We start from the raw sequence: 22,685 nt of genomic DNA, 5'->3' as shown, positions 1-22,685 counted from the left end.
GATGTCCCGAAGTCAAATCCGCCCATTGCGTGCAATTACCCTTCAACAGCGCAAAATAGAGTAAAGAGACGATCTCAGCTTGCCCATCGCGCCCGATGGAGAAACAAGCATCACAAAAAGCACCCCAAAAACCCACAAAAAGCGTCCTTTTGAGTGCCGGATTTTTCCCGCAAGTCAATTAAGATGAGCAGGATAGAGGCGAAAACGACCTACCCCCTACCCCCGGGGTCTCTGTTTCCGGGGAACCTGCCCCATTTTCCCCGCGTAACCTCCGTTGCGGCTACACTGAAAAAACGCATGAAGACGTTCAGGAAAATAGCGGCAAAGCTTCCTCTGGTGCTCATGCTCGCCTGCTTCCCCAATCCCAACACCTGGGCGCAACCACCTGCCCAACCACCCCCTTCATCCGCCGCCACGCAAAACACGGTCGACGTCGATAACCGCGAGCACCTGGTCGTTCCCTCCGCGATTCACGGCATTATCAAGCTGGATAGCTCCTGGCGCTTCCATACCGGCGATGACCCAGCCTGGGCCGACCCCAACTTCGACGACTCGAAATGGCCGAAAGTCGATCTCCAGGCCTCGCTCCTTGATCAGGGAATCGACACCTATTCCGGCTTTGGATGGTATCGGCTCCGCTTGCTACCCGTGCCGATCCCCGATTCCGGCGTTCTCGATCTTTCGCTATTCGTTGTCCCGCACTCCGTCGGACAGTTGCAGGTTTTCGTTAACGGCGTCGAAGCTGCCCGCACGCAGGGCATGCCGATAGGGAACCTAAGTAAGGCGGCCATGTACCAGTCCGGAGCCTTTACGCTCCCAATCAGCAAGGCAAGCGCGGACGGCAGCGTAGTGATCGCCATTCGCAGTTGGGCGGACGCCGATATCAGCCATGGGCTCGTAGAAAAAGTTCATCTGGGTGATTCAGCCAGCATCGCTGAGACGTTCGATATGGCGGACTCCCGCCGATGGGGCAAAAATGCAATCGCAGAAATCCTCGCAAGCCTCCTCTTTTTTTGCGTTGCGGGGCTGGCTGCGACCCTTTACCTGGCGCAGCGCAGTCACTCGGAATATCTGTGGCTGGCTCTGCTCTGTCTCTCGGTAACTTTGCGCGGCATCGGCGAAACGGCCTGGGGACTCTCCCTGATACCGTCGCATATCTTCGCAATCGTCAGCGTCTGGATGAGTTGGCTTTTCATCTTCACCACGCTCGAGTTCATCCTGCAATTCACCGGCAGCAGCGCGCGAAAACTGGTGCGCGGCTGGCAGATCATCGCCCTGCTCCTGCCGCTCACCTCAATGCTGCATCTCGATACGGCCTTCAAATACATCTCGCTTGCATCGCAGTTTGTCTTCTGCGGCCTGGTCGCGGTAATGCTCTTCCGCGCATGGCGTCGAGGCCGCGGCGAAGCCGGCGTAATGCTGCTGCCATTCTTCCTGGCCGCAACAGCAGACTCAATCAACATCCTGCTCGACTTCGCGGCAAACCGAAGCTGGATACCCGCCCGCTTTTCTTCCCCGATCTACCACCTCGGACCGATCGAGTATTCGCTCAGCACGGTGACCTATCTCATTTTCCTGGGCAGCCTGATCGCCGTTATCCTCTACCGGTTCGTGCGCGTCAGTCAGGAAGAGCAGCGCTCCGCCGCTGAAATTGAAGCCGCGCGCAGCGTTCAGGCCATGCTCATCCCCACGCAGTTGCCCTCCAATCGCAACTTCATGCTGGACAGCGCCTATCTTCCCGCCAACGGCGTCGGAGGAGATTTCTTCCAGGTCCTGCCGCTCAAGGACGACTCCATGCTCATCGTCGTCGGCGACGTCAGCGGCAAAGGCCTGCAAGCCGCCATGAACGCCAGTACCCTCGTCGGCGCCCTCCGCAATGAACTCTCCCACGATCCCGCTACAGTTCTTTTGCACTTGAACCAGGTCATGCTCGGCGCAAGTTCAGGGCCAGTGGCCGGATTTGCGACCTGCCTCTGCGCTCGCATCTACCCCAACGGCCAGATGACCATCGCCAACGCCGGCCATCTCAGCCCATACCGCGACGGCCGCGAGTTGGAGCTTGCAGCCTGCCTGCCGCTTGGCGTCATTCCAAACGTCGAATACGAGCAATCCACCTTCCAACTCAATCATGGCGACCGCCTGACATTTCTCTCCGACGGCGTTGTCGAAGCCACCGACCCCAAAGGCGAACTTTTTGGTTTCGAACGCACCCAGCAGGTCAGCCACGAGCCAGCCCGCTACATTGCCCAGACCGCGCAACGCTTCGGCCAGACGGATGACATCACCGTAGTCAGTCTTTATTTCGTGCCCGCCTAGCCGCGAATGCCCCTGCTACAATCCGAGCAATAGTTCTGTCATTCCCGTCTAACATGAAAACTCTTCCAATCCTCGCCGCTGCCTCCTTGCTTTTTGCGTCGTTTGCATTCGCACAAACCCAGCCACAGCCAGATAAAACACGTCTTAATCAAACTCATACCGTGACCAAAATCGATCCCGCACAAGTCCATCGCAACGCCCTTGTAATCGACACCCATGAAGACACCCCTCAGCGCTTCGTCGATGAGCACTTCGATCTCAGCGACCCACTCAATAGCGGCCAGATCAATCTCGATGCCATTCACAAAGGCAACCTCGGCGCATCGTTCATGTCCATCTGGGTCGAGCCGGAGCTCTACAAAGGCCACTACGCCCGCCGTACACTCGAACTGATCGACTCTGTCCGCACTCAGGCCGCGAAACATCCCGGCGAAATCAAGTTCGCCACAACAGCCGCAGATATCGAAGCCGCGCATCGCGAACACAAGTACGCCATGCTCATGGGCATCGAAGGCGGCCATTCTATTGAGGACTCGCTCGGGCTGTTGCGCATGTACTACGACCTCGGCGTGCGTTACATGACCCTGACCTGGTCTAACTCGAATGGCTGGGCTGACTCATCCGGCGACGACAAGGACACCACAGTCCCGCACACCAAAGAGGGTCTCAGCGAATTCGGCAAAGACGTCGTCTACGAGATGAACCGCCTCGGCATGATCGTCGACATCTCGCACGTCAGCGACAAGACCTTTTATCGAACGCTCATCATCACCCGCGCTCCAGTGATTGCTTCGCACTCTGCGGCTCGCGCCTTATGCGATGCCCCACGCAACATGACCGACGACATGCTTCGCGCCGCCGCTAACTCCGGCGGACCCGACAGCAAGGGCGGCGTCATCATGGTCAACTTCTATTCCGGATTTATCTCGCAGGCCTACCGCAACGCCCAGATCGCCCAGAAGCCGGAAGTCGACAAGGCCACGCAGGAGCTGAAGGACAAGTTCAAAGCCGAAGGCAAGGAGATCACCTACTCCGATATTGAAAAACTCCAGCGCCAGATGGCCGACCGCATTCCGCGTCCGCCGCTGAAAGACCTAATTGACCAGATCGATCACATCGCTAAAGTTGCCGGCATCGATCACGTGGGTCTTGGTTCAGATTTCGACGGCGTTAGCGGCCAATTGCCTGAAGGGATCGACTCTGCCGCCGACCTGCCCAAGATCACGGAAGCCCTGATCGCTCGCGGCTACAGCGCGGAGGACTGCCGCAAGATCCTCGGCGGCAACTTCATGCGCGTCTTCAAAGAAGTGGAGCAGGTAGCGAAGCAATTACAGGCAGAAGATCGCCCAAGAATCACCGACAAGCAGCCTTTCGACAAGCCCCAGAAGTGAGATGCGTTCCATGCCCGATACAAAAGAATCCTTTGAAGAACTGGTTCATACCCTTGTCCATAAGTCGATGGAAAAGAACGAGCGTTTTCGGAATAGATACGGCAAGTACAAGCGATGGGATTGGGATGCAGATGCAGTAACTCTGACCTTCTCCGATCCAGATAAGCCAACTCTACAGATTGACGTTACGGTTGTCGGAACAACCAAGGGGGAACGCTGGCAGTGGACGTGGGCAAATCGGAATTTCGAACCTCGTTCCAATCTCGGTATGGACGAGGTTCGAAAGTTCGGCGAAAACCATGGCTATGAGTTGCTGACAACGGGTTTCATCGATTCAGACGAACATACTGGCTGGGAAATGACATCGGTAGCTTTGCACGTTCTAGATGGATTAGGTTCATATAGATTCCCAACCGACGAAGGGTTTTGTTATCTCGTTTTTCTGAAAATTCGAGAAATTTCGGCAGACTGAGAACCGCCGAAGAATTGCCGAGAAGCAGCCCTTCGACAAGCCGCAGAAGTAATGGCTCTCGAATGTTCGGCGCGTCAGCCCGGGTCTGGATTTTAGACTTGGGGCTTTTTAAAAACCACTCAGTTATATAGCGATAGCGCTATATCCCGAAAGCACTCCAAAACCCACAGCACAAAGGCCGTAAATTCTCCGCAACTCTAACTCTGAGTCTAGAGACAACTTCCAACAAATTCACTTGACACGCCAGGCGCAACCCTTGGCCTAGAAGATGTTCCACGTGGAACAATTGTGTGTTCCACGTGGCCCTGTCGCATTACTTAGTTCAGAGAAACCGCCTTCGACAGCGGCAGATCCTGCGAAGACCCACCAACCATAAAGCTGTAACTCCCGGGAACCAGCTTCCATTTATTTCCATCCACGTCAAAGATCGACAGATACTTGGGATCGATCGATACAGAGACTTCCTTGCTTTCGCCCGGCGCCAGACTTACCCGGCTCCAGCCCACCAGACGCTTCGGAGGCTCCTGCGCACTGGCAGGCAGCGCGGCATAGATCTCGGCAATCTCAATTCCGGCGCGGCTTCCCGTGTTGGTCACTTTGAAAGTGACATTGGTTGAAGCGCCCGGAGTTACATGTAAGTCGGAGTAAGCGAAAGTCGTGTAAGAAAGGCCAAACCCAAATGGGAACAGAACGGGTTTCTTCTCGGCGTCGTACCACTTGTAGCCAACCTTGAGGCCTTCGTCATAGTGCACGCTGAAACTGGCCTTCGCGCCTTCCGTGCGCATCACCGGCGACGCTCCCTGCGAATGCGGAGGCGGTTGCACTACGGTGGGATGCGGCAGGTCAGCCTCGCTACGCGGGAAGGTCATCGGCAGTTTCCCGCTTGGGTTCACGTCGCCAAAGAGCACGTTCGCAACCGCCTCCGCACCTCTGCTGCCCGAGTACCATGCTTCCGCGACTGCGCCTACCTGATCGAGCCACGGCATTTTAACTGCCGTGCCGGTTTCCAGCACGACAACGGTCTTGGGATTCGCCGCGGCAACGGCGGCGATGAGCGCGTCCTGATTGTCAGGAAGTGAGAGGTTTTTCAGGTCCATGCCTTCGCTGGTCCATTGGTCCACGAAGACGATGGCGACATCGCAGGTCCTGGCAAGCGCCGCCGCAGCAGCGGGGTCTGCACCGGAGTTGAACTTGATCGAGGCCGGCGGAATCTTGGCCGAAATCGCCTTCTGTGGGGAAGTAGGGAACCAGACGTGCGCGAGCCACGGCGGATTTGTGCCGCCAGGAGGGTCGACCTGCGCCGAACCACCACCCGAGATCATACCCATATCCGCGTGGTCGCCGATAACGGCAATGGACTTGATCGAATTCCTGTCGAGCGGCAGGATGTGGTTACTGTTCTTGAGCAGGACGATGCTGTTTTCTTCGATGTGCTGGGCTGTTTCAAGACCGCCCATGACATCGACAACGCTCTTCTGGATTGGGTTGTCGACGAGGCCGGCGGCGAACTCAGCACGCAGGACGCGATGCACATGATCGTCCAACTCGGCTTGCGAAATCTTGCCATCTTCCACGGCTTTCTTGTACGCATCGCCATAGAAGTTTTCGCCCGGCTCTTCGTTGTCGAGACCGGCTGCAGAGGCTTTGATGGTCGAGTGCGTGCCACCCCAATCCGAGAGGACGAATCCTTTGAAGCCCCAGTCCTTTTTCAGAACATCGGTTAACGTGTACTTGTTTTCGCAGGCGTAGTCGCCGTTGATCGCGTTGTAGGAGCACATGACAGCCTGGGGATTGCCGACGCTGATGCCGATTTCAAAGGCCAGCAGATCGGATTCGCGCATGGATCGCTTGTCGATGATGGAGTCGACCTCGTTGCGGCCGCTCTCCTGGTCGTTGACGGCGTAGTGCTTGATGTCGCCGATGACGTGCTGGGCTTGTTCGCACTTGATGCGATTGCCGACGAGGGTGCCCGCGAGGATCGGGTCTTCGCCCTGGTACTCGAAGGTGCGCCCGTTGCGCGGCTCGCGGGTGACGTTGACGCCGCCTCCGAGGGTCATGTTGTAGCCCTGGGCGCGCAATTCGCGGCCGATGAGCGCGCCGTAATCGCAGGCGGACTCGGTGTCCCAGCTGGCGGCTGCGCCGAGGTTGGATGGGAGCGCCGTGGAGTAGCGGCCGTTCATGGCGCTGGAGCGCACGCCGTAGGCTGCGTCGCTCATCTGGATGAACGGAATGCCGAGGCGCTCGATGCCGAGGACAAAGCCTGCGCCGCCGTTGCCAAGGTAGTAGTTGGGCTTGGGCTTGCCCCAGCCTGGCATGCCCTGGCCGTGGAGGAAGTCGATCTTCTCGTCGAGCGTGAGCTCTTTCATGACCAGATCGGCGCGCTCGTCCGGGGAAAGGTCCTTGTTCATCCAGGCGGCGTGTGCGTAGGGCGGTTCTGGGTGCGGACGTGGGTTTTGTGCGGAGACGAAGCTGCTTGCCACAGAAATCGTGAGGACGGCGACAGCGAGGATGCTGTTGCGCGAAGTCGACCTAAAATTCATTCTGACCATCCGGAATGCTGTACTGACGATACCCATCATACTCGCGCAAGTGTACAAGTAAAACGTGTGAGCTGGCATTTCCGAGGCAATATTTTTGAGGGTAGGACAGTAGATTGAGCCACCGGCGCGGTCGATGAGTATGGGGTGGCGGGGTGGGATTTTGAAGCGCAAATACAGCAACGGCCTGAGCATCAGAGTGCGCAGGCCGTTGCCGGGTGAACTGTTGGGATTGGCGGTATTGACTAAGGCACTCGCGCTTTGGCGATTGCCAGTGGCCCGGCGCGGAACTCTGCGTCAGGGCTTCTACTGGGGCGGGGGGCGCGATGCCCTAGGCCTCAGTCACCTCACGTTGATCGATACTGTGGTACGAACAACTGTCTGATTTCATAGGCTGGATCATCCTCCTTTCCCGTGTACGGCTAGAATAGCCGAAATCCCCTTGAAAGTAAAAATACCTGTGAATGCTAGATACCAGGCAGGACGGAATATGCAAAGCATCCGGCAAGCTTGGTCCAGAAGTATCCGCCTCGTACTGTCTCCACATCAGTGTCCACGCTTGAGCGTCAGGGGCACGGGCCTGATGCCATTGTTTGAACGCCATCCGGTACGCGAGTCTGGAATTAACTTCCCAGCGCCATTGCTTCTGCTGGAGCAGCCAGATTGTTCCTCTCAGGATTAGATCGTCGTGTGCGCGAATGTCGCTGCGGTCGATGTTTCCGTTGCAGAGGAGATCGGGCGGCAGGATTCTCGCTTGATAAGCTCTGTGGGAAGCGTGACTTGCTGTCGAGCTTGACCGGGATTTGTAATCCGGTTGATCAAGAGTTCTACCATCTGCTTGCCTAAAAGCTCAGGGAACTCACGGATGGTGGTTAAGGCTGGGTACAGCCACGACCCTACAGTATCGTCACAACCCACAACGCTGATATCGCCGGGAATGTCCAGGCCGCCGTCTCGCAATCCTTTATAGACGCCGTGCGCCGTCGGATCATTGCCGGCAAAAATGGCAGTGACCGGCTCACCTTTGGCCAACAGAGACTTGGTGCCAAGATAGCCGATGTCCGTCTCGTCTTCCAGATCCACAGTGCTTAGGCGAGGTGGTAAACCAGCCTCCTCCATGGCGCGCCGATAACCCTCAAAACATCGCGCAAACCAGGGAAGGCGAATATTGCCTACAAACCAGATATGGCAGTGGCCGAGACTAATCAGATGCCGAGTCACATCCTGCCCACCTTGGATGTCATTGGAAAAGACCACATCATCTCCAACATATCCAAGCTGTTCTACTTCGCTTATCACGTTATTTCCGAGGACTACAAACGGGATGTTCTTGTAGTTCAGCAACTCGAGGAGATTTGGTGAGTTGGTGCCGGCCAGGATAACGCCTCGAACGATATCGTGGCGTTGCACGACATTCGGCAAGTGGAGTTCTCTCCCGGAAACCTGAGACGGGTAGTTGAACGACTGAAAGATGAGTTCCCAGTTACGAGAGGCACAATAGGCCTCTGCCCCTAGAAGTATGCCGGAGTGAAAGACATGCTGCATACTCCTGTTACTGAGAAGAAAAGCCAACGCCTTGGTCTTGTTGCGCTGAGAGAAATCGATATCTAAATCTGCGGCAGCTGCCAGGACGCTTTTTCGTATGGCAGGATCGACGCGGCTACTTCCATTCAGGACTCTCGAAACAGTTGCAATACTGACATGCGCGGCGGCAGCGATTTCCCGCAGGCCCAATTTGCTTCTTTTGGAAGGAATATCAGTCATGCGTTCCTGCGTTCCTTGCGTGGCCTTACTCCAGTTGCCTTCATCCACTCAATTCTCACACGCTTTAGGAAAAACGATGCAAGCGCGTTGCCCCGGCCGTTTTCTTGCCTGTAAACTCTGTCAAAGATAAAGAAAATTTTCACAAAAGGCAATTGCGGAGACCGCGCATCGAAGAACCTTTCCTACGGCAGGTGGGATCTGGAGCAGGCCTATTTTCCATCTCATTCCAGCTTTCCTGGATGGACAGTCGAAGGATGATGGGTAAAGTGCTTGTAATCAGCCGCAAATGAGCTTCAGATAGAGAGGCGTGTGGAGGCTTTTGGCTCGGCGTGGATTGCTATTCAGATCTTCCACTTTCGCAAATTTTGGGTGTCTGGAGAAACTTTCTCATTATTGTGTAAATTTACCTTTCATTTCTTATTTTTTCATGTTAGCGTCTGTTCATGCTTTTTTCATGTTGGGCACTTCGACTCCCCAAGAAGATGCTCGCCTAACCTCGCTTTCAACTTCATTTTTTGAGTTTAGACTCGTTGACCTTCTGATCGTAGCGTTGGACATCCGACGGACTGATTAGCCCTTCTTGCCCATCGGCAAGGTTGGTGAACATCTGTCGCGAGAAAACTGCCCTATGAGGCAGGCGTAGATTCGTCGCTTGATGCATAAAGAAAAGTCAGGAAGAACCCACAGGAAAGTTTTCTCATTGGAGGCAAGAGTGAAACTAGTGAACCAAAGCAGATCCTCGTATTTTGGCGCTGCCCTTGCGTTGTTCAGTTTATTCCTCGTCCTAATATCGGCTTGCACGTTGATGGCTCAATTGACCACAGCGCGGTTGAGCGGCGTTGTGACTGATAATGGGGGCTCCGCGTTACCGGGCGCCGACGTGACGGTGAGAGAAGTAGAAACCGGATTCAGCCAGACGGTGAAAAGCGGAGAGGCAGGCGAGTATCTTTTCCCGAGCCTTCCTGTGGGGAACTACGAGCTGACCGTCGATATGACCGGTTTCTCCTCTTACGTGCAAAAGGGAATTGTTTTAGCCGTTGGCCAGGCTGCAAGCCGGAACATCGAATTGAAGGTCGGTGCGTTCACCGATCAAGTGACTGTGACGGCGGATGCGTCGCTGGTCACTACCGACTCAGCCACGGTTGGTCAACTCATAAATCAACAGAGTGTTTCGGCTTTACCTCTAAATGGGCGCGATGTACAGCAGCTTGTCTTTCTGATTCCGGGGGCAACCAATGTCACCTCGCAAAATTGCGCGGCCAACTGCGAGGGGGGCACGTTTCAGAGTGAGCAATACGCCAAAGTGAATGGCGGCGGAGCAAACGGTGTCTCCTATCTGTTGGACGGCGTGGACTTCAACGATCCATACATCAACGCTAACTTACCCTTTCCCAATCCGGACGCGATCCAGGAATTCAATGTAGATACGAATAATATGAGCGCAGCCTATGGCAATGCCACGGGCGGAATCGTGAACGTGGTCACTAAATCAGGCACGGACCAAATTCACGGCAGCGCATTCGAATATCTTCGCAACTATGCTCTCGATGCGAGCAATTACTTCGCAACATCTCCAGACCCTCTCAAGCAAAATCAGTTTGGCGGCAGCATTGGCGGCCCAATCCTGAAGAATAGGCTCTTTTATTTTGGATCCTATCAAGGTACGCGCACTAATACGGCCAGCAATGGCCAGGTGCAATTTGTGCCCACGGCGGCTGAACGCCAGGGCGACTTTTCCGATTTGCTGCCCACGACGCAACTCGTTGACCCGGTCACTGGAACGCCGTTTCTGAATAATCAGGTCCCGACCTCTAGATTCAGCCCGGTAGCCAACTATCTCCTGCAGCATATTCCGCTTCCTAATGGACCCGGCCGCCAGCTGACCTACAATGGAGCCCCACTGGTGCAGAACACCGATGAGTATCTGGCAAAGGTGGACTATAACATCGGCAAGCATCATTTGAGCGGCCACTATTTTCAGATGAACTTCAATGTTCCGATCTTTGTGCCCCCGGCTACGAACATTCTGGAGATCAATAACAATCCCGCGCAATCTCTCACGCTTAAGAACATCAGTGTGGTCGATCTTTATTCCGTCAGCAGCACTTTCTTTCTGAACAGCTACTTCGGCTACACCAACCAGGCGGGTGGAAGTCGTTCAAATATCCCCTTCAATATGGCTGATGCCGGCGTCAACATCGCCCAACCACCAAGCCCTTCAGTCGGAGTCGGTCCTGGCATCGATTTCAGAATAGCTGGCGGAATTTATATCCATGGCCTCCACTATGGAGACTTTACGCGTGGCGATCAGTCCCTCCGCGAGACGGCCACTCTCATTCGAGGAAAGCATGCCATTCAGTTTGGCGGCGAAGTTTTACGTATCAGTACTCCCATGGCGAATGAGTTTGAAGAGGATGGCAACTTTGGATTCTCCAATAGTCTCTCTGGGGACAATACGGCGGACTTCATGCTCGGCGCGGTTTCCAATTTTGCTCAGGGAGGCGGCCTTTACCTCAACGTTACCGGGATGAACTGGAGCGCATTTGTTCAGGATGACTGGCGCGCGACGCCTCGTCTCACAGTGAGCGCGGGTTTGCGTTGGGATCCATTCTTTCCTTATACGGATAGCCGGGGACGGGTAGCATGCTTCGAGCCTGGCTCGCAATCGACACGCTTCCCAAATGCGCCCCAGGGACTGCTCTTCGGCGGAGATAATCATGACGCGGGTTGCCCCAAGTCCTCTATTGAAAATAACGTCGGAAACCTTGGTCCCCGAATAGGGTTCGCATATCAACTTACGCAAGACGCGAAAACCAGCCTACGTGGCGGAGCCGGATACTTTTATGAGTCTCCAAATACCGTGGCGTTTGAAGATGCCGTTGGCATTCCGCCGTTCGCGCCAATTGTATCTTTGAGCGATGTCAATCTGTCGAATCCCTATGGAAGCGCGGGCGTCACCAACCCATTCCCGGCGGGATTTGGACCAACAAACCCAGGCCCAAATGCCAGCTTCCCGCAGGATATATCTCTTAATCCTTATTTTTCGCAGCATTTCCGTCTTCCTGTTGTTTTGACATATAACCTCACACTTGAGCGCGGAATTGGCCAAAGCTGGCTGGCTCGCGCCGCCTACATGGGGAGCCTGGGAAGTCATCTGAACGGAACCGGAGACCAGGAGGCCGGATTGCTGGCGACAAATGCCGCGGTCTATATTCCAGGCCAATCAACAGAAGCAAATACGCAGCAACGGCGTCCCTATCCTAACTTCGGCCCTCTCTATGAACTCGATTCAGAAGTGAACAGTAACTATAACGCGCTTCAGCTAACGCTTCAGAAGCGACTTACACAAGGGTTCTCATTCCTGTCCAACTTTACCTGGAGCAAATCATTGGATGACTTCGGGCCACAAGGATCCAGCGGAAGCCAGAATCCTACCGGCAGCAATACATGCACTTGTGGCCGCTCCTTTGATTATGGTCCCGACAACGGAGACATCAGCAAGACTTTCAAGATCTCCGGAAATTACCAACTCCCCACGGCTCACCTGAATGGGCCGGCAGGAAGCCTGATCAACGGATGGGAACTTACTGCAATTGCGACCGAACAAACTGGCTTCCCGTACTCGATCTACGCCAACGATGACAACTCCTTCAGCGGGATAGGCAACGACCTGGCTGACCTCGCCGTGCCAAATATCAAGGGCGCCGTTCTTAGCTCGGGCAGATCTCATACCCAGCTTGTACAGCAGTGGTTTAATACCAATGCATTTACCGCTAACGCCATCGGGACATTCGGCAATTCTGGAAAGGACGTTCTGCGTGGACCACGATATTTTGACGCAGACATAGCCCTGCTTAAAAACACCAAGATTAGAGAGGGTGTCAGTGCTCAATTCCGGGCGGAATTTTACAACGCTCTAAATAACGTAAACTTCGGCATGCCCGATACGGGCCTCACCGATAGTGCCTTTGGACAACTCACATATGCCATGAGTCCACGTATTCTCCAGTTTTCACTTAAGGCACTTTTCTAGCACCATTCTCGAGCTGACCTATAACTTTGCTTCCCGGGTAAGTGCCGCTTGGGCGATCTTCCCGGGAGGCTGACACCAAGAGAACCTTTACAAAAGAGGATTGATGAAGTCGCTAAATCAAGATGTCGTATGTTTCACCGCGGGCAAGATCAAACTTGAAGTACATCCCACCAGAAAGAGCGCTGGAGAAGCAGCCGCTCAGGCGGTTGCTGAAGAAATGCGCCGTTCCGCCCAACCAGGCAAGGAGATCGGAGTGATCTTCGCCACGGGCGCCTCACAATTCGACACACTCGAAGCTTTGACCTCGATTCCCGGGTTGCCGTGGGATAAGGTGGTTGGGTTTCACATGGATGAGTATGTCAAACTCGACGAAAACCATCGCGCATCTTTTCGCCTTTACCTGCGAGAGAAACTGACGCAGCGGGTTGCCATGCGCGAGTTCTTCGAGATGAATGGGAATGCTGAAGATATCGATGCATTTGGCCGCGAATACATGCGACAGCTCAATCTCGCCAACCCGCAGATATGTCTTCTCGGCATAGGAGAAAACGGACACCTCGCATTTAACGATCCCCACGAGGCTGATTTCAACGACCCTCAGGCGATTAAGGTAGTTAATCTTGATAGTGCATGCAAGCAGCAACAGGTATCAGAGGGTTGGTTTGCAAGCCTGGAAGAAGTGCCGAATCAGGCATTGACTCTCACCATCCCAACCTTGCTCCGTGTGCCGAAATTGATTGTCTCGGTCCCTGGAAGTCGCAAGGCTCAGGCAGTTCGCCGTACTCTGGAAGAACCAATCTCGACGAGTTGCCCATCCACCCAGTTGCGCAACCATCCTGACGTGACGATCTATCTGGATGTGGATTCCGCGGCTGAATTGAAAGACCTTTACTAGCTCTCTAGACCTTGTTTCCGAAGGACCGGCTGGATGCCTGGAGGAGAATCCGATGCTCGAAAAAATACAGGAAGGAATTGACCGTCGCACATTCGTGAAACAGGCGGGAGGAGTGATGCTCGCCGCAGGCATGAGTGCTAAATCCTACGCCCGTGTCCTCGGAGCGAATGATCGTATTCGGCTTGGTCAACTCGGCTGCGGCGGCCGAAGTGAAGGACACGTGCACATGGCTGAACTTGCCTCCAAGCGTGTGCGCGTGGAAACGGTAGCAGTTTGCGATCTGTGGAGCCTGGCACGGGAGCACCGGGCTGCACAGGTCAAGCGAGCATTCAACCTGGAGCCGCAGAGCTTTAAGTACTCCGAAGATATGTTGGCGCTGAAGGATATTGACGGCGTCATGATCGCTACCGGCGACTTTCAGCACGCCAAGTTGTGTGCGGAGGTAGTAAAGGCGGGGAAGGATTGCTATGTCGAGAAGCCGTTTGCCAATGTGCTCTCCGAGGCCATTGAGACGCGCAACATCGTCAGGCAATCCAAGCAGATGGTGCAGATGGGCACGCAACACCGCAGCCAGCCATATCCGTTGGCGGTAAGAGACATCATTCGTTCCGGACGAATCGGTGACATTGTTCATATTGAGCAGGAATGGAATGTGAACGAAGAACGCTGGAGATTTACACCGATGGACACGGGCAGGAGCAAAGAAATGCTCATGGACATCAACATGAAGTGGAAACAATGGCTCTATGGCCGCAATTCGCAGCTTAAAGAAGAAGACACGGACTGGAAGCGATGGTTACTCGGCAAACCAGATCGTCCGTTTGATCCGCATGTATATCTTGAGTTCAGACTTTATAAAGATTATTCGTCAGGTATTTTCGATCAGTGGCTTAGCCACGGCAGTGACTTAGTACATCTCTGGACAGACCAGGCGTATCCAGAGAGCGTGGTAGCTAACGGCGGGATCTTTACCTGGAAAGATGGCCGGGAAAATCCTGATACCTGCGTGACGGCCATCGTATATCCGAAAGGCTTTCTGTATACCTATAAGACGATTTTTGGAAATAGCTATCGGAGCTTTTCAAGAATTCACGGGCGGGAAGGCACCATAGAGAATTATGGCGGTGAAGGAGCGTCTCTCTTTTCGGTAACGCGCGAGGGAGGGAAGCATGAATTGGATCCCACTGACTCAGGACCGGTCTACAATAAACTTCCCATCACGGGACCATCGAACGACGGTGAGGAAATTGTACAGGTCCCCGGGGCGCCGGAACCTAGCTCCACGGGTCCGGATGATGACGATGTGGATCATCTGGTGAACTGGCTTAAATCGATGCAGACACGCAACCAGCCGAACGCCACGGTTGAGCATGGATTTTCACATTCGCTTGTATGCATCATGGCGACACAGTCCTACTGGAGCGGCAAGAAGTTGTATTGGGATCCGCACAACGAGCAAATAGTAGATCATCCAGTCTGAGAGCGCACGGACAGAACGGACATATAGCCTGCACGATGCGCCAGTTATATTGAATGTTGCCTGGCTGCAATAGCGATCGATCTTGAAGCTTGTCTACCGGGGGGGGATATGAGGTTAGTTGGAAAGAATCTTTTGATTGCTATTGCGGCTGCGATTCCGATGACTGCAGTTACCATGTACGGTCAGGCTACAAGCGACACTCTGAAGAGTTTGCTTGAGCAGCCAGTACAAACAACGGACGTCACTGCCTTTCAATTACAGAAGTATCTGAGTCGCCGAATTACTGCGCTTCCATCGCCGCAGAGCGCCAGCGATTGGACGGATAAGTCACAGAGCTTGCGTAAACACATTCTGGATGACATTGCGTTTCACGGATGGCCAAGCGAATGGATTCAATCCGCCCCGAAGTTCTCGCAGGTTGGAGCTGCAGAATCGCGGAACGGTTATCGTGTGACGAAGTTTCGCTATGAGATCGTGCCGGGCTTCGAAGCAACGGCGCTATTGTATGAACCGGAAAAGTTGAATGGGCGTGCGCCGGCGATCCTTAACGTGATTGGACACGAGCCCATGGGGGAGGCGGCGGAGTATGAACAGAAACGATGCATCAACTTTGCCAAGCGGGGGATCATCGCGCTTAGTATCGGATGGGTTGGCTTTGGTGAACTGGCTTTGAAAGGGAACGATCATGATGATGCCGCAGCGCTTGACCTTGTAGGTTCGAATGCTCTGGGTTTCTTTTACCTCGGGATGCGACATGGCCTCGACTATTTGGCGGCATTGCCTCAGGTTGATACGACCCGGTTGGGAGTGACGGGCTTGAGTGGGGGGGGGTGGCAAACCATCCTCTTGAGCGCTCTGGACAGCCGCGTCGCAGTGAGTGTCGAGGTAGCTGGATTTGGATCGCTTCAATCCAATCTAACGCACCCAATCGATACGGATGAAATTGAAGAGGACGCCACAGACTTAAATCAGGGAGAGGACTATCCCTTCCTGGTTGCCATGCGCGCGCCAAGACCCACGCTGCTCATCCACAACGCCGAAGATAATTGCTGCTTTCGAGCCTCCATAGTTAAGCCTTATATCTACGATCAGGTGCGGCCATTCTTTAATCTCTCCGGCAAACCTGATGCCCTGGGCTGGTACGAGAGTACTGATCCTGGTACGCACAACTATCAATTGGTGAATCGTCTCCATTCCTACAGCTTCTTTGCGGAACACTTCAACATGCCTGCAGTTACCGACGAGATTCCTAGTTCTACTGAGGTCAAAACCCGAGAGGAACTGGCGGTCGGCATTCCTGCGGACAATTTAACTATTACCGGTTTAGCCAGGAAGATTGCAGGAGGAATCACCAGGCAGGCTGTCCCGCACGATGGCGATGCTCGTAAGTCATGGGCGGTCGAACAACGAAAGAAGCTCAAGGAAATCATTCGCTATACGCCAGTCTCAGTGGAAAATGCATGGAGAGTGAGCAACACCAGGCGCTTGGCAATGCAAACGGTGTCTTATCGTTTTGATCTCACAAATGAATTGAGTGCCACAGGCATCTGGCTGAAGGCCAACGACGCGGGTGAAGGTGCTCCAGCGACGATCGTCTTGAACGACAAGGGCTATGAAGCGTCGAGCGAGGCGGTATCAACGCACGTAAATCACGGTGAGCAAGTGCTGGCTCTTGATCTGCTCTTTAACGGATTCACTCGTCCTCAAACTCCAGATCCGACAGACTGGGAACTGTTGACTGCGAGCGTCGGTGATCGCCCACTTGGCCTGGAGGTGGCGCAGTTGCTCGGGATCGCACATTGGATGCGCGCCAACAGTAGTCAGAAGAAAGTTGAGATTGAGACAGACGGCATTCGCTCGGCTGTTATCGCTTCAGTGGCTGCGGCCATCGATCCCGATTCCTTCTCTGTGATCACAAGCCGTCATGCAATGAAGAGCTTTGGCTATCTGCTTGACACGCCTGTCGCTTTTCGCTCTGCGCCCGATCTCTTTTGTCTCGATCTCTATAAGTACTTCGACATCGATTCAATTGCCGCGATTGCGGATTCAACGATTATCAAGAACGTAGCATCGGTGCAGTAGGCCGTCGTCAGGATGGCACCGGAACACAACTCACCGGGAGGTTCTGTTGAAGGGTTCGATTTATTTACAGCTGGCTTACTTTACTGCAATTGCAACGATGTACACTGCAATAGCTTTGGGACAAAATTCTCAGACAACTACCCAACCTCTGAATCCGACGCGCGAAAATGCGCCGCCTGCTGAAGCATTTCGCGTATTGTCTTCGTCTGAACTGCAAGATCGACAGATTACGCCTTATCTTGCATACCAAACCGCACTCGCGTGGAATCAGGATGAACTTCGTCGGGACCGCTGGTCGCAGGTGAAGAGCGCAAGCGATCTTCTGCAATTACGCGCAGAGCTAAGAAGATCTGTGCTGGATATGATTGGTGGTCTTCCCGCAAAGAAAACAGACTTGCATGCGACCATTACTGGCACAATCGCAGCCAATGGATTTCATATAGAGAAGCTCGTCTATCAGAGCCTCCCTGGCTTCTATGTGACGGCGCTGGTGTATGTACCGGAGAATAATGACAAGGTGCATCCCGCTATCTTGGTCCCTGCCGGACATTCTCCAGTCGGAAAAGCGCACTATCAAGCCCTCTGTCAGAGGCTTGTCTTACGCGGCTATCTCGTTATTAGTTGGGACCCGGTCGGACAGGGCGAACGAAGCCAATTTTGGGATGCAAAGGAAAAGAAGAGCCGTTACAACCTGATTTGCGCGGAACATGCGGTCATGGGAAATCTCGCATACCTGGCCGGGGCGAATCTGGCTCGGTGGGAAATCTGGGATGGTATTCGCGCTGTGGACTATCTGCTCACCCGCTCAGACGTCGACGGTGAAAGAATCAATATAACTGGAACGAGCGGCGGCGGTTTCCAGACGGCGTTAATCGGTGCACTGGATGAGCGGATCAAAGTTGTTATTCCTTCGTGCTACATCACTGCGCTTCCTATGCGGGTTGAGAATCGAATCTTTGCCGATCCCGACAGCGATCCGGAACAGGATCTCTTCGGATTCCTATCGAAGGGGGTGGATGACGCGGGGATCTTATTGATGATGTATCCGAGACCCGTAATGGTGGCGACCGCTACCCTGGACTACTTCCCGGTGCAGGGTGCCCGCAAATCATATTCTGAAGTTAGCGCCTTCTACAAACGCTTTGGATATGCTGATCGAATTGCGTTTGTTGAGAGCTACAATGGGCACGAGTATTCTGTAGCAAATCAAGAAACAGCGTTGGGTTTCCTTGACCGCTTCAATAAAATGCCGGTGCGGCACGGTCTTCCTCCTGTCACTACATTCTCAGACGCCGATCTCCAGGTGAGTAGAAGCGGCCAGGTCACAGTTGACTTTCCTGAGGGTTACACGCTCCCGCATTTCATAGCGGCGCATTCCGATGAAGCCTCACTTCGAAACAGCAAGACACTGCGTGAACTATACCGGAGTGAACGGGACCCGGATGTCGACTCCTGGACAGTAAGCCGATACGCCGGTTACTCCCCGCCGAGAGAACTGCGTTGGGAGGCTGTTGGGAGTAGAACGGCTGGGGCCGTGCAAATTGACCGCTACGTGCTTCATCATAGCTCTTATCTGGAGATGCCGCTTCTTCACTTTCACCTTAACGACAATCATCCCAAAGGAGCAATTCTCTGGTTTAGCCTTGACGGCAAAGCCTCGGAAAAGGACTGGCCTCAGATATCCAAACTACTGCAAGACGGCTATGAGGTGTTTTCATTCGACTTTCGCGGCCTAGGCGAAACCCGGATGAATTATCGCGCGGTATCCTCCGATGCTCCCGACTTAGCACAAGATAACTTCGACGCGGCTTATGTCAACCCTCTAGCGAGTGTGCTCGCGGATTATGTTTATAATTCGTTGCTTACTGGCCGGCCATATTTCTTTGAGATGATGGACGATCTTAAGATCGCTGAACTCTTTGTACGTAGCCGGAACTCACATTCAAATCGGGAACCTGTGACACTCGCTGCAACCGGCGAAGCACGCAGCCTGGCAACTCTCTTCAAGGAAATAGATCCGCAAGTGACAATACTGCCGTCAGATGCCAGATCGGATCTGATTTGGTCCAAATTGGTAGCTGAGGGTCAGGAACAGTGGCCAATAGCCTTTCTGATGCCATATGGCGCGACCGTTAAGACGGAGTCAAAAACAGAGCCGCGATAAGATGGCTTGAGACGCCCATCAACTCGATCAGGATAGCGGCGGAGAAGCTGGTGCGCGGTAATCTGGGGTGTAATTCCAGCGAGGAGATGCTTCGGAATGGCGGGTCGGGAACGGGTAGCGGTTGTGACGGGCGGTGCGCAGGGGATCGGGAGGCGAACCGCGGAGTTGCTGGCGGAGCGCGGATTTCACATTGCGATTTTCGATCTGCAAGAGCCGAAGGCGACGGTGCAGGCGATCGAGACGCAGGGCGGGAGAGCGTTCTGGTTCGCGGGCGACGTGGCGCGGGAAGAGATCGTCGAGGAGTTTGCACGGCAAGTCTTCGAGCGGTATCAGCAGGTTAACGTTCTGGTGAACAATGCCGGGATCAGCCTGATTCGCCCTGCTGAAGAGACCACGGCGAGCGAGTATCGGCGGGTGATGGAGGTGAATCTCGTCGCGCCATTTCTACTCGCACGGGTGTTCGGGCGAAAGATGCTGGAGGCGCGGAGCGGGTCGATTATCAATGTTGCATCGATTGCCGGGCTGGTAGCGGTCGCGGATCGGGCCGCATACAACGCATCGAAGCACGGACTGGTTGGCCTGACTCGAACGCTGGCCGCGGAGTGGGGCGGGCGCGGGGTGCGCGTGAACGCCGTTTGTCCGGGATGGGTGAAGACGGAGATGGATGCCGCCGATCAGACGGGTGGGAGCTATACCGATGCTGATATTATGCAGCGGGTGCCAATGGGACGCTTCGCGAGGCCGGAAGATATAGCGCGGGCGATTGCGTTTTTGGCGGACGATGCGGAGAGCGGCTTTGTGAACGGCCAAACGCTCACCGTTGATGGGGGATGGTCATCCGATGGAAGCTGGGAGTCGGTTCGGCTGAGGAAGCGATGAGAGGCAAGGCACGCGGAGCGTTCCCGTGAGCCTTGCCTTCCAAGTCCGATGTTGCTGAAGCGATCGGGGATTCCTTATTACTCGTTTCGCAGCGCCACCATCGGATCGACTCCAGCGGCGCGCCGTGCCGGCACCACAGACGCCAGCAGCGCAGCCGCGATGAGCAACGCGGTTGCGGCGGCCAGCATAACCGGATCCCCTGGTTTTACGCCGAATAGTTGATCCTTCATCAGCTTCCCAGCCAGGAGCGCCAGCGGAATCCCGAGGCCGAGGCCAAGGCCAATCTGCCAGAATGCGCCCCGAAGCACCATCCTGATTACATCTCCACGGCCCGCGCCGAGCGCCATCCTCAGGCCGATCTCGCTGGTGCGTTGTTCTACTGCGTACGCCATCACTCCATAGAGTCCAACAGCCGCCAGTACCAGGCCAAGGGCTCCGAAAAGACTGGTTAGAGTGGCAATCATGTTCTGCTGCTGGAAGTCGCCGCTGACGATCTTGCTGTATGAGTCAACGCTATAAAGCACGAGATTCGAGTCGACACTGGCCAACGCCTTGCGCACCTTCTCTTCCATGCCTGGAGGATTGCCGGGCGCCCAGATCACGATGTTATAGAGAAAGTGCGACCACTTGTCGCCCTCTGCAAATTCCGGATCGTCGTACTGCACCGTTTGCGTTTCGGGCACCCAGAACATGGGCCGGATCGGGTCCTTGTAATCGTAGGTCATATACCGGATGTCCTTCACGACGCCGACGATTTCATAGGTTCCGGCATACTTGATTCTGTTCATGCCGAAATGCTGCCCGATAGGGTTCTGATCTTTGAAAAACCGCTTGGCGAACGCTTCGTTGATTACTGCAACATTCCGCGTCGTTGCCGTATCTTCCTCAGTGAAGGACCGGCCGAGCACCACCTTGGAGCCAATGGTTTCAAAAAAACCAGATACGACTCGCGCCCAGCCTGCACCCGTATCCTCTTTCGGCGCCGGCTCCGGCCTTCCCGCGATACGAATCCCTTCGTTCCAGCTATCGCCGGACATCGGCGCGTAGAGCACCGGCGCCACCATCCGCACGCCGGGAATCTGTTTTATCTGGTCGTCGATCCGGCGATACAGAGGCTCCATCTGCTCGGGTTTGTAGTTGCTTAAGGTTGGATTGATCGAAGCGACATAACGGCCTTCGGTCTCAAAACCGAAATTCTGGTGCTCCAGGTTGCGCAGACTCTGCGCAAGCAGTGCAGCAGCCGAGAGCAGCACGAGAGACATTGCCGCCTGCGCCACCACCAGCGATTTCTGCGCCCACGAGCTGCCTCCGCCAACCGAGCGGTTCGCTCCGCGCAGGGCCTCCACTGGATCGGAATGCGACGTCATCCACGCCGGAGCCGTCCCAAAGATGATTCCCGTCAGGATCGAAACGCCGAGGGTGAAGAACAGCACCGGCCACGACGGAGCAGGGCTGACCGGCACATAGTTGTTCGGTCCGCCGATCTCGAATGCCAGATACAAAATCAGCCGCGTTCCGGCATAGGCCACAGTGATTCCCAGAGCACCGCCGATCATCGCAAGCAGAACGCTCTCGACCAGGGCCTTGCGCACCAGACGCATCCGCGAAGCTCCCAGCGCGATGCGAATCGAGATCTGAGCGCGGTCCTTCAATCCGCGTGCGAGCATCAGATTCGCCAGGTTGCCGCAGGCTACCAGCAGCACGCATCCGGCCGCGATCAACAGAAGTTTGAGGCCATCCTTATACTCATCCCGCATGGCGGCCACACCCGCGCCGCCAGGAATCAGGTGCAGTGTCTGCTGCTGCCAAAGCTGCTTTTCCCCCGGCTCCATATCGGAGACATGGCTTGCCAGCCAGTCGTGGAATTCCACTCTGAGCTTTGCTTCCAGGGATTGTGGATTCACACCCGGACGCACCCTTCCAAGCAGGTCCAGATAGTTTTCATTCGCGCGCTTGAGCCGCGAGACAGACCCTACAAGCTCATTTTCGGAAGTGATCGGCAGCCAGAAATCCGGCATGCCCCAGCCCGCCAGCTTGGCGCCATAAAATCCCGGCGGCCCGACGCCGATCACTGTAAACGCATGCCCATTGATCTGGTAACTCGCGCCGACCACCGATGGATCGGAACCATACTTCTCCTGCCAAACGCGGTAGCTCATCACCGCGACCAGCGGAGCGCCTTCATGATCGTCAGCGTCCGTCATCAATCGGCCGATCCAGGGCTGCACGCCCAGCGTGCGGAAGAAATTTCCAGAGACAAACTGCCCGTTGCGCGTGTCCACCTGCGTCAGAGCGCCAGCTCTACGAACACCCAGCGGGGCGTTGCCTGCCTGAAGCGCAGCCAACTCGACAAACTCCGGTGTGTGGTCGCGGAAATTCTTGTACGCCTCCCAGGAGAAGAGTGCGAAGTCTCCGTCTTCGCCCTGCGTGTAGCCGCCCCAGTTGCAACAACGGATCTTATCGCCGATCCGCCACAACTCGTCGGGCTTGGCCACTGGCAGCGACTTCAGCATGACTTGGTGCACCAGCGTAAAGATGGCTGTCGTGGCTCCGATCCCCAGAGCCAGGGTGATCACCGCTGTTGCCGCAAACCCAGGTGCCTTCCGCAATTGCCGTAGTGCATCGCGCAGATCCGCCAGCATTCGTTCTCTCCCTTCCCGACTTTCAAGCTC

At 55.0% G+C, this 22,685-nt stretch carries 12 protein-coding genes; 9 read left to right on the top strand and 3 right to left on the bottom strand.

The window, feature by feature from the left end:
• Positions 1 to 297 precede the first annotated feature (297 nt).
• The 3 genes from OHL23_RS13785 to OHL23_RS13775 all read left to right on the top strand — a co-directional run bounded on the left by OHL23_RS13785 (position 298) and on the right by OHL23_RS13775 (position 4,179).
• Complete coding sequence (locus OHL23_RS13785; RefSeq protein ID WP_263352482.1) at positions 298 to 2,316, top strand: PP2C family protein-serine/threonine phosphatase; 2,019 nt, start codon at positions 298 to 300, stop codon at positions 2,314 to 2,316.
• A 161-nt stretch (positions 2,317 to 2,477) separates the two neighbouring features.
• Positions 2,478 to 3,707 (top strand): dipeptidase, encoded by a 1,230-nt coding sequence (locus tag OHL23_RS13780; RefSeq protein ID WP_263352480.1) that lies wholly within the window; start codon positions 2,478 to 2,480, stop codon positions 3,705 to 3,707.
• A gap of 10 nt (positions 3,708 to 3,717) precedes the next feature.
• The gene (locus tag OHL23_RS13775) at positions 3,718 to 4,179 is read left to right on the top strand and encodes a DUF6882 domain-containing protein (protein WP_263352479.1); all 462 of its coding nucleotides are present in this window, start codon (positions 3,718 to 3,720) and stop codon (positions 4,177 to 4,179) included.
• A 317-nt stretch (positions 4,180 to 4,496) separates the two neighbouring features.
• On the opposite strand, the gene OHL23_RS13770 is transcribed toward OHL23_RS13775, so the two are convergent.
• Both OHL23_RS13770 and OHL23_RS13765 read right to left on the bottom strand, forming a co-directional pair.
• Positions 4,497 to 6,719: a glycoside hydrolase family 3 C-terminal domain-containing protein gene (locus tag OHL23_RS13770; RefSeq protein WP_317891685.1), complete on the bottom strand. Its 2,223-nt coding sequence runs from the start codon at positions 6,717 to 6,719 to the stop codon at positions 4,497 to 4,499.
• 675 nt (positions 6,720 to 7,394) lie between these two features.
• Complete coding sequence (locus OHL23_RS13765; RefSeq protein WP_263352475.1) at positions 7,395 to 8,528, bottom strand: LacI family DNA-binding transcriptional regulator; 1,134 nt, start codon at positions 8,526 to 8,528, stop codon at positions 7,395 to 7,397.
• A 664-nt stretch (positions 8,529 to 9,192) separates the two neighbouring features.
• On the opposite strand from OHL23_RS13765, the gene OHL23_RS13760 reads away from it, so the two are divergent.
• From OHL23_RS13760 to OHL23_RS13735, 6 genes are all read left to right on the top strand, one after another.
• Positions 9,193 to 12,513: a TonB-dependent receptor gene (locus tag OHL23_RS13760; RefSeq protein WP_263352474.1), complete on the top strand. Its 3,321-nt coding sequence runs from the start codon at positions 9,193 to 9,195 to the stop codon at positions 12,511 to 12,513.
• Between the two features lie 103 nt (positions 12,514 to 12,616).
• On the top strand, positions 12,617 to 13,408 hold the full coding sequence (locus tag OHL23_RS13755) for a 6-phosphogluconolactonase (protein WP_263352473.1): 792 nt from the start codon (positions 12,617 to 12,619) through the stop codon (positions 13,406 to 13,408).
• A 52-nt stretch (positions 13,409 to 13,460) separates the two neighbouring features.
• A complete protein-coding gene (locus OHL23_RS13750) occupies positions 13,461 to 14,888 on the top strand; it encodes a Gfo/Idh/MocA family protein (RefSeq protein ID WP_263352472.1) in 1,428 nt (475 codons plus the stop codon).
• A gap of 108 nt (positions 14,889 to 14,996) precedes the next feature.
• Positions 14,997 to 16,970: an alpha/beta hydrolase family protein gene (locus OHL23_RS13745; protein WP_263352470.1), complete on the top strand. Its 1,974-nt coding sequence runs from the start codon at positions 14,997 to 14,999 to the stop codon at positions 16,968 to 16,970.
• 46 nt (positions 16,971 to 17,016) lie between these two features.
• A complete protein-coding gene (locus OHL23_RS13740; RefSeq protein WP_263352469.1) occupies positions 17,017 to 19,134 on the top strand; it encodes an alpha/beta hydrolase family protein in 2,118 nt (705 codons plus the stop codon).
• 96 nt (positions 19,135 to 19,230) lie between these two features.
• Positions 19,231 to 20,013, top strand: coding sequence for an SDR family NAD(P)-dependent oxidoreductase (locus OHL23_RS13735; RefSeq protein WP_263352468.1), 783 nt, complete (start codon positions 19,231 to 19,233; stop codon positions 20,011 to 20,013).
• 77 nt (positions 20,014 to 20,090) lie between these two features.
• Here OHL23_RS13735 and OHL23_RS13730 read toward each other — a convergent pair whose 3' ends face one another.
• A complete protein-coding gene (locus OHL23_RS13730) occupies positions 20,091 to 22,655 on the bottom strand; it encodes an ABC transporter permease (protein ID WP_263352467.1) in 2,565 nt (854 codons plus the stop codon).
• Positions 22,656 to 22,685 lie beyond the last annotated feature (30 nt).

Origin of the sequence: Acidicapsa acidisoli, from assembly GCF_025685625.1 — a bacterium.
In the GTDB taxonomy this organism is placed as follows: domain Bacteria; phylum Acidobacteriota; class Terriglobia; order Terriglobales; family Acidobacteriaceae; genus Acidicapsa; species Acidicapsa acidisoli.
The sequence above is the reverse complement of the archived record's forward strand: the minus strand, read 5'-3'. Positions and strand labels throughout refer to the sequence as shown.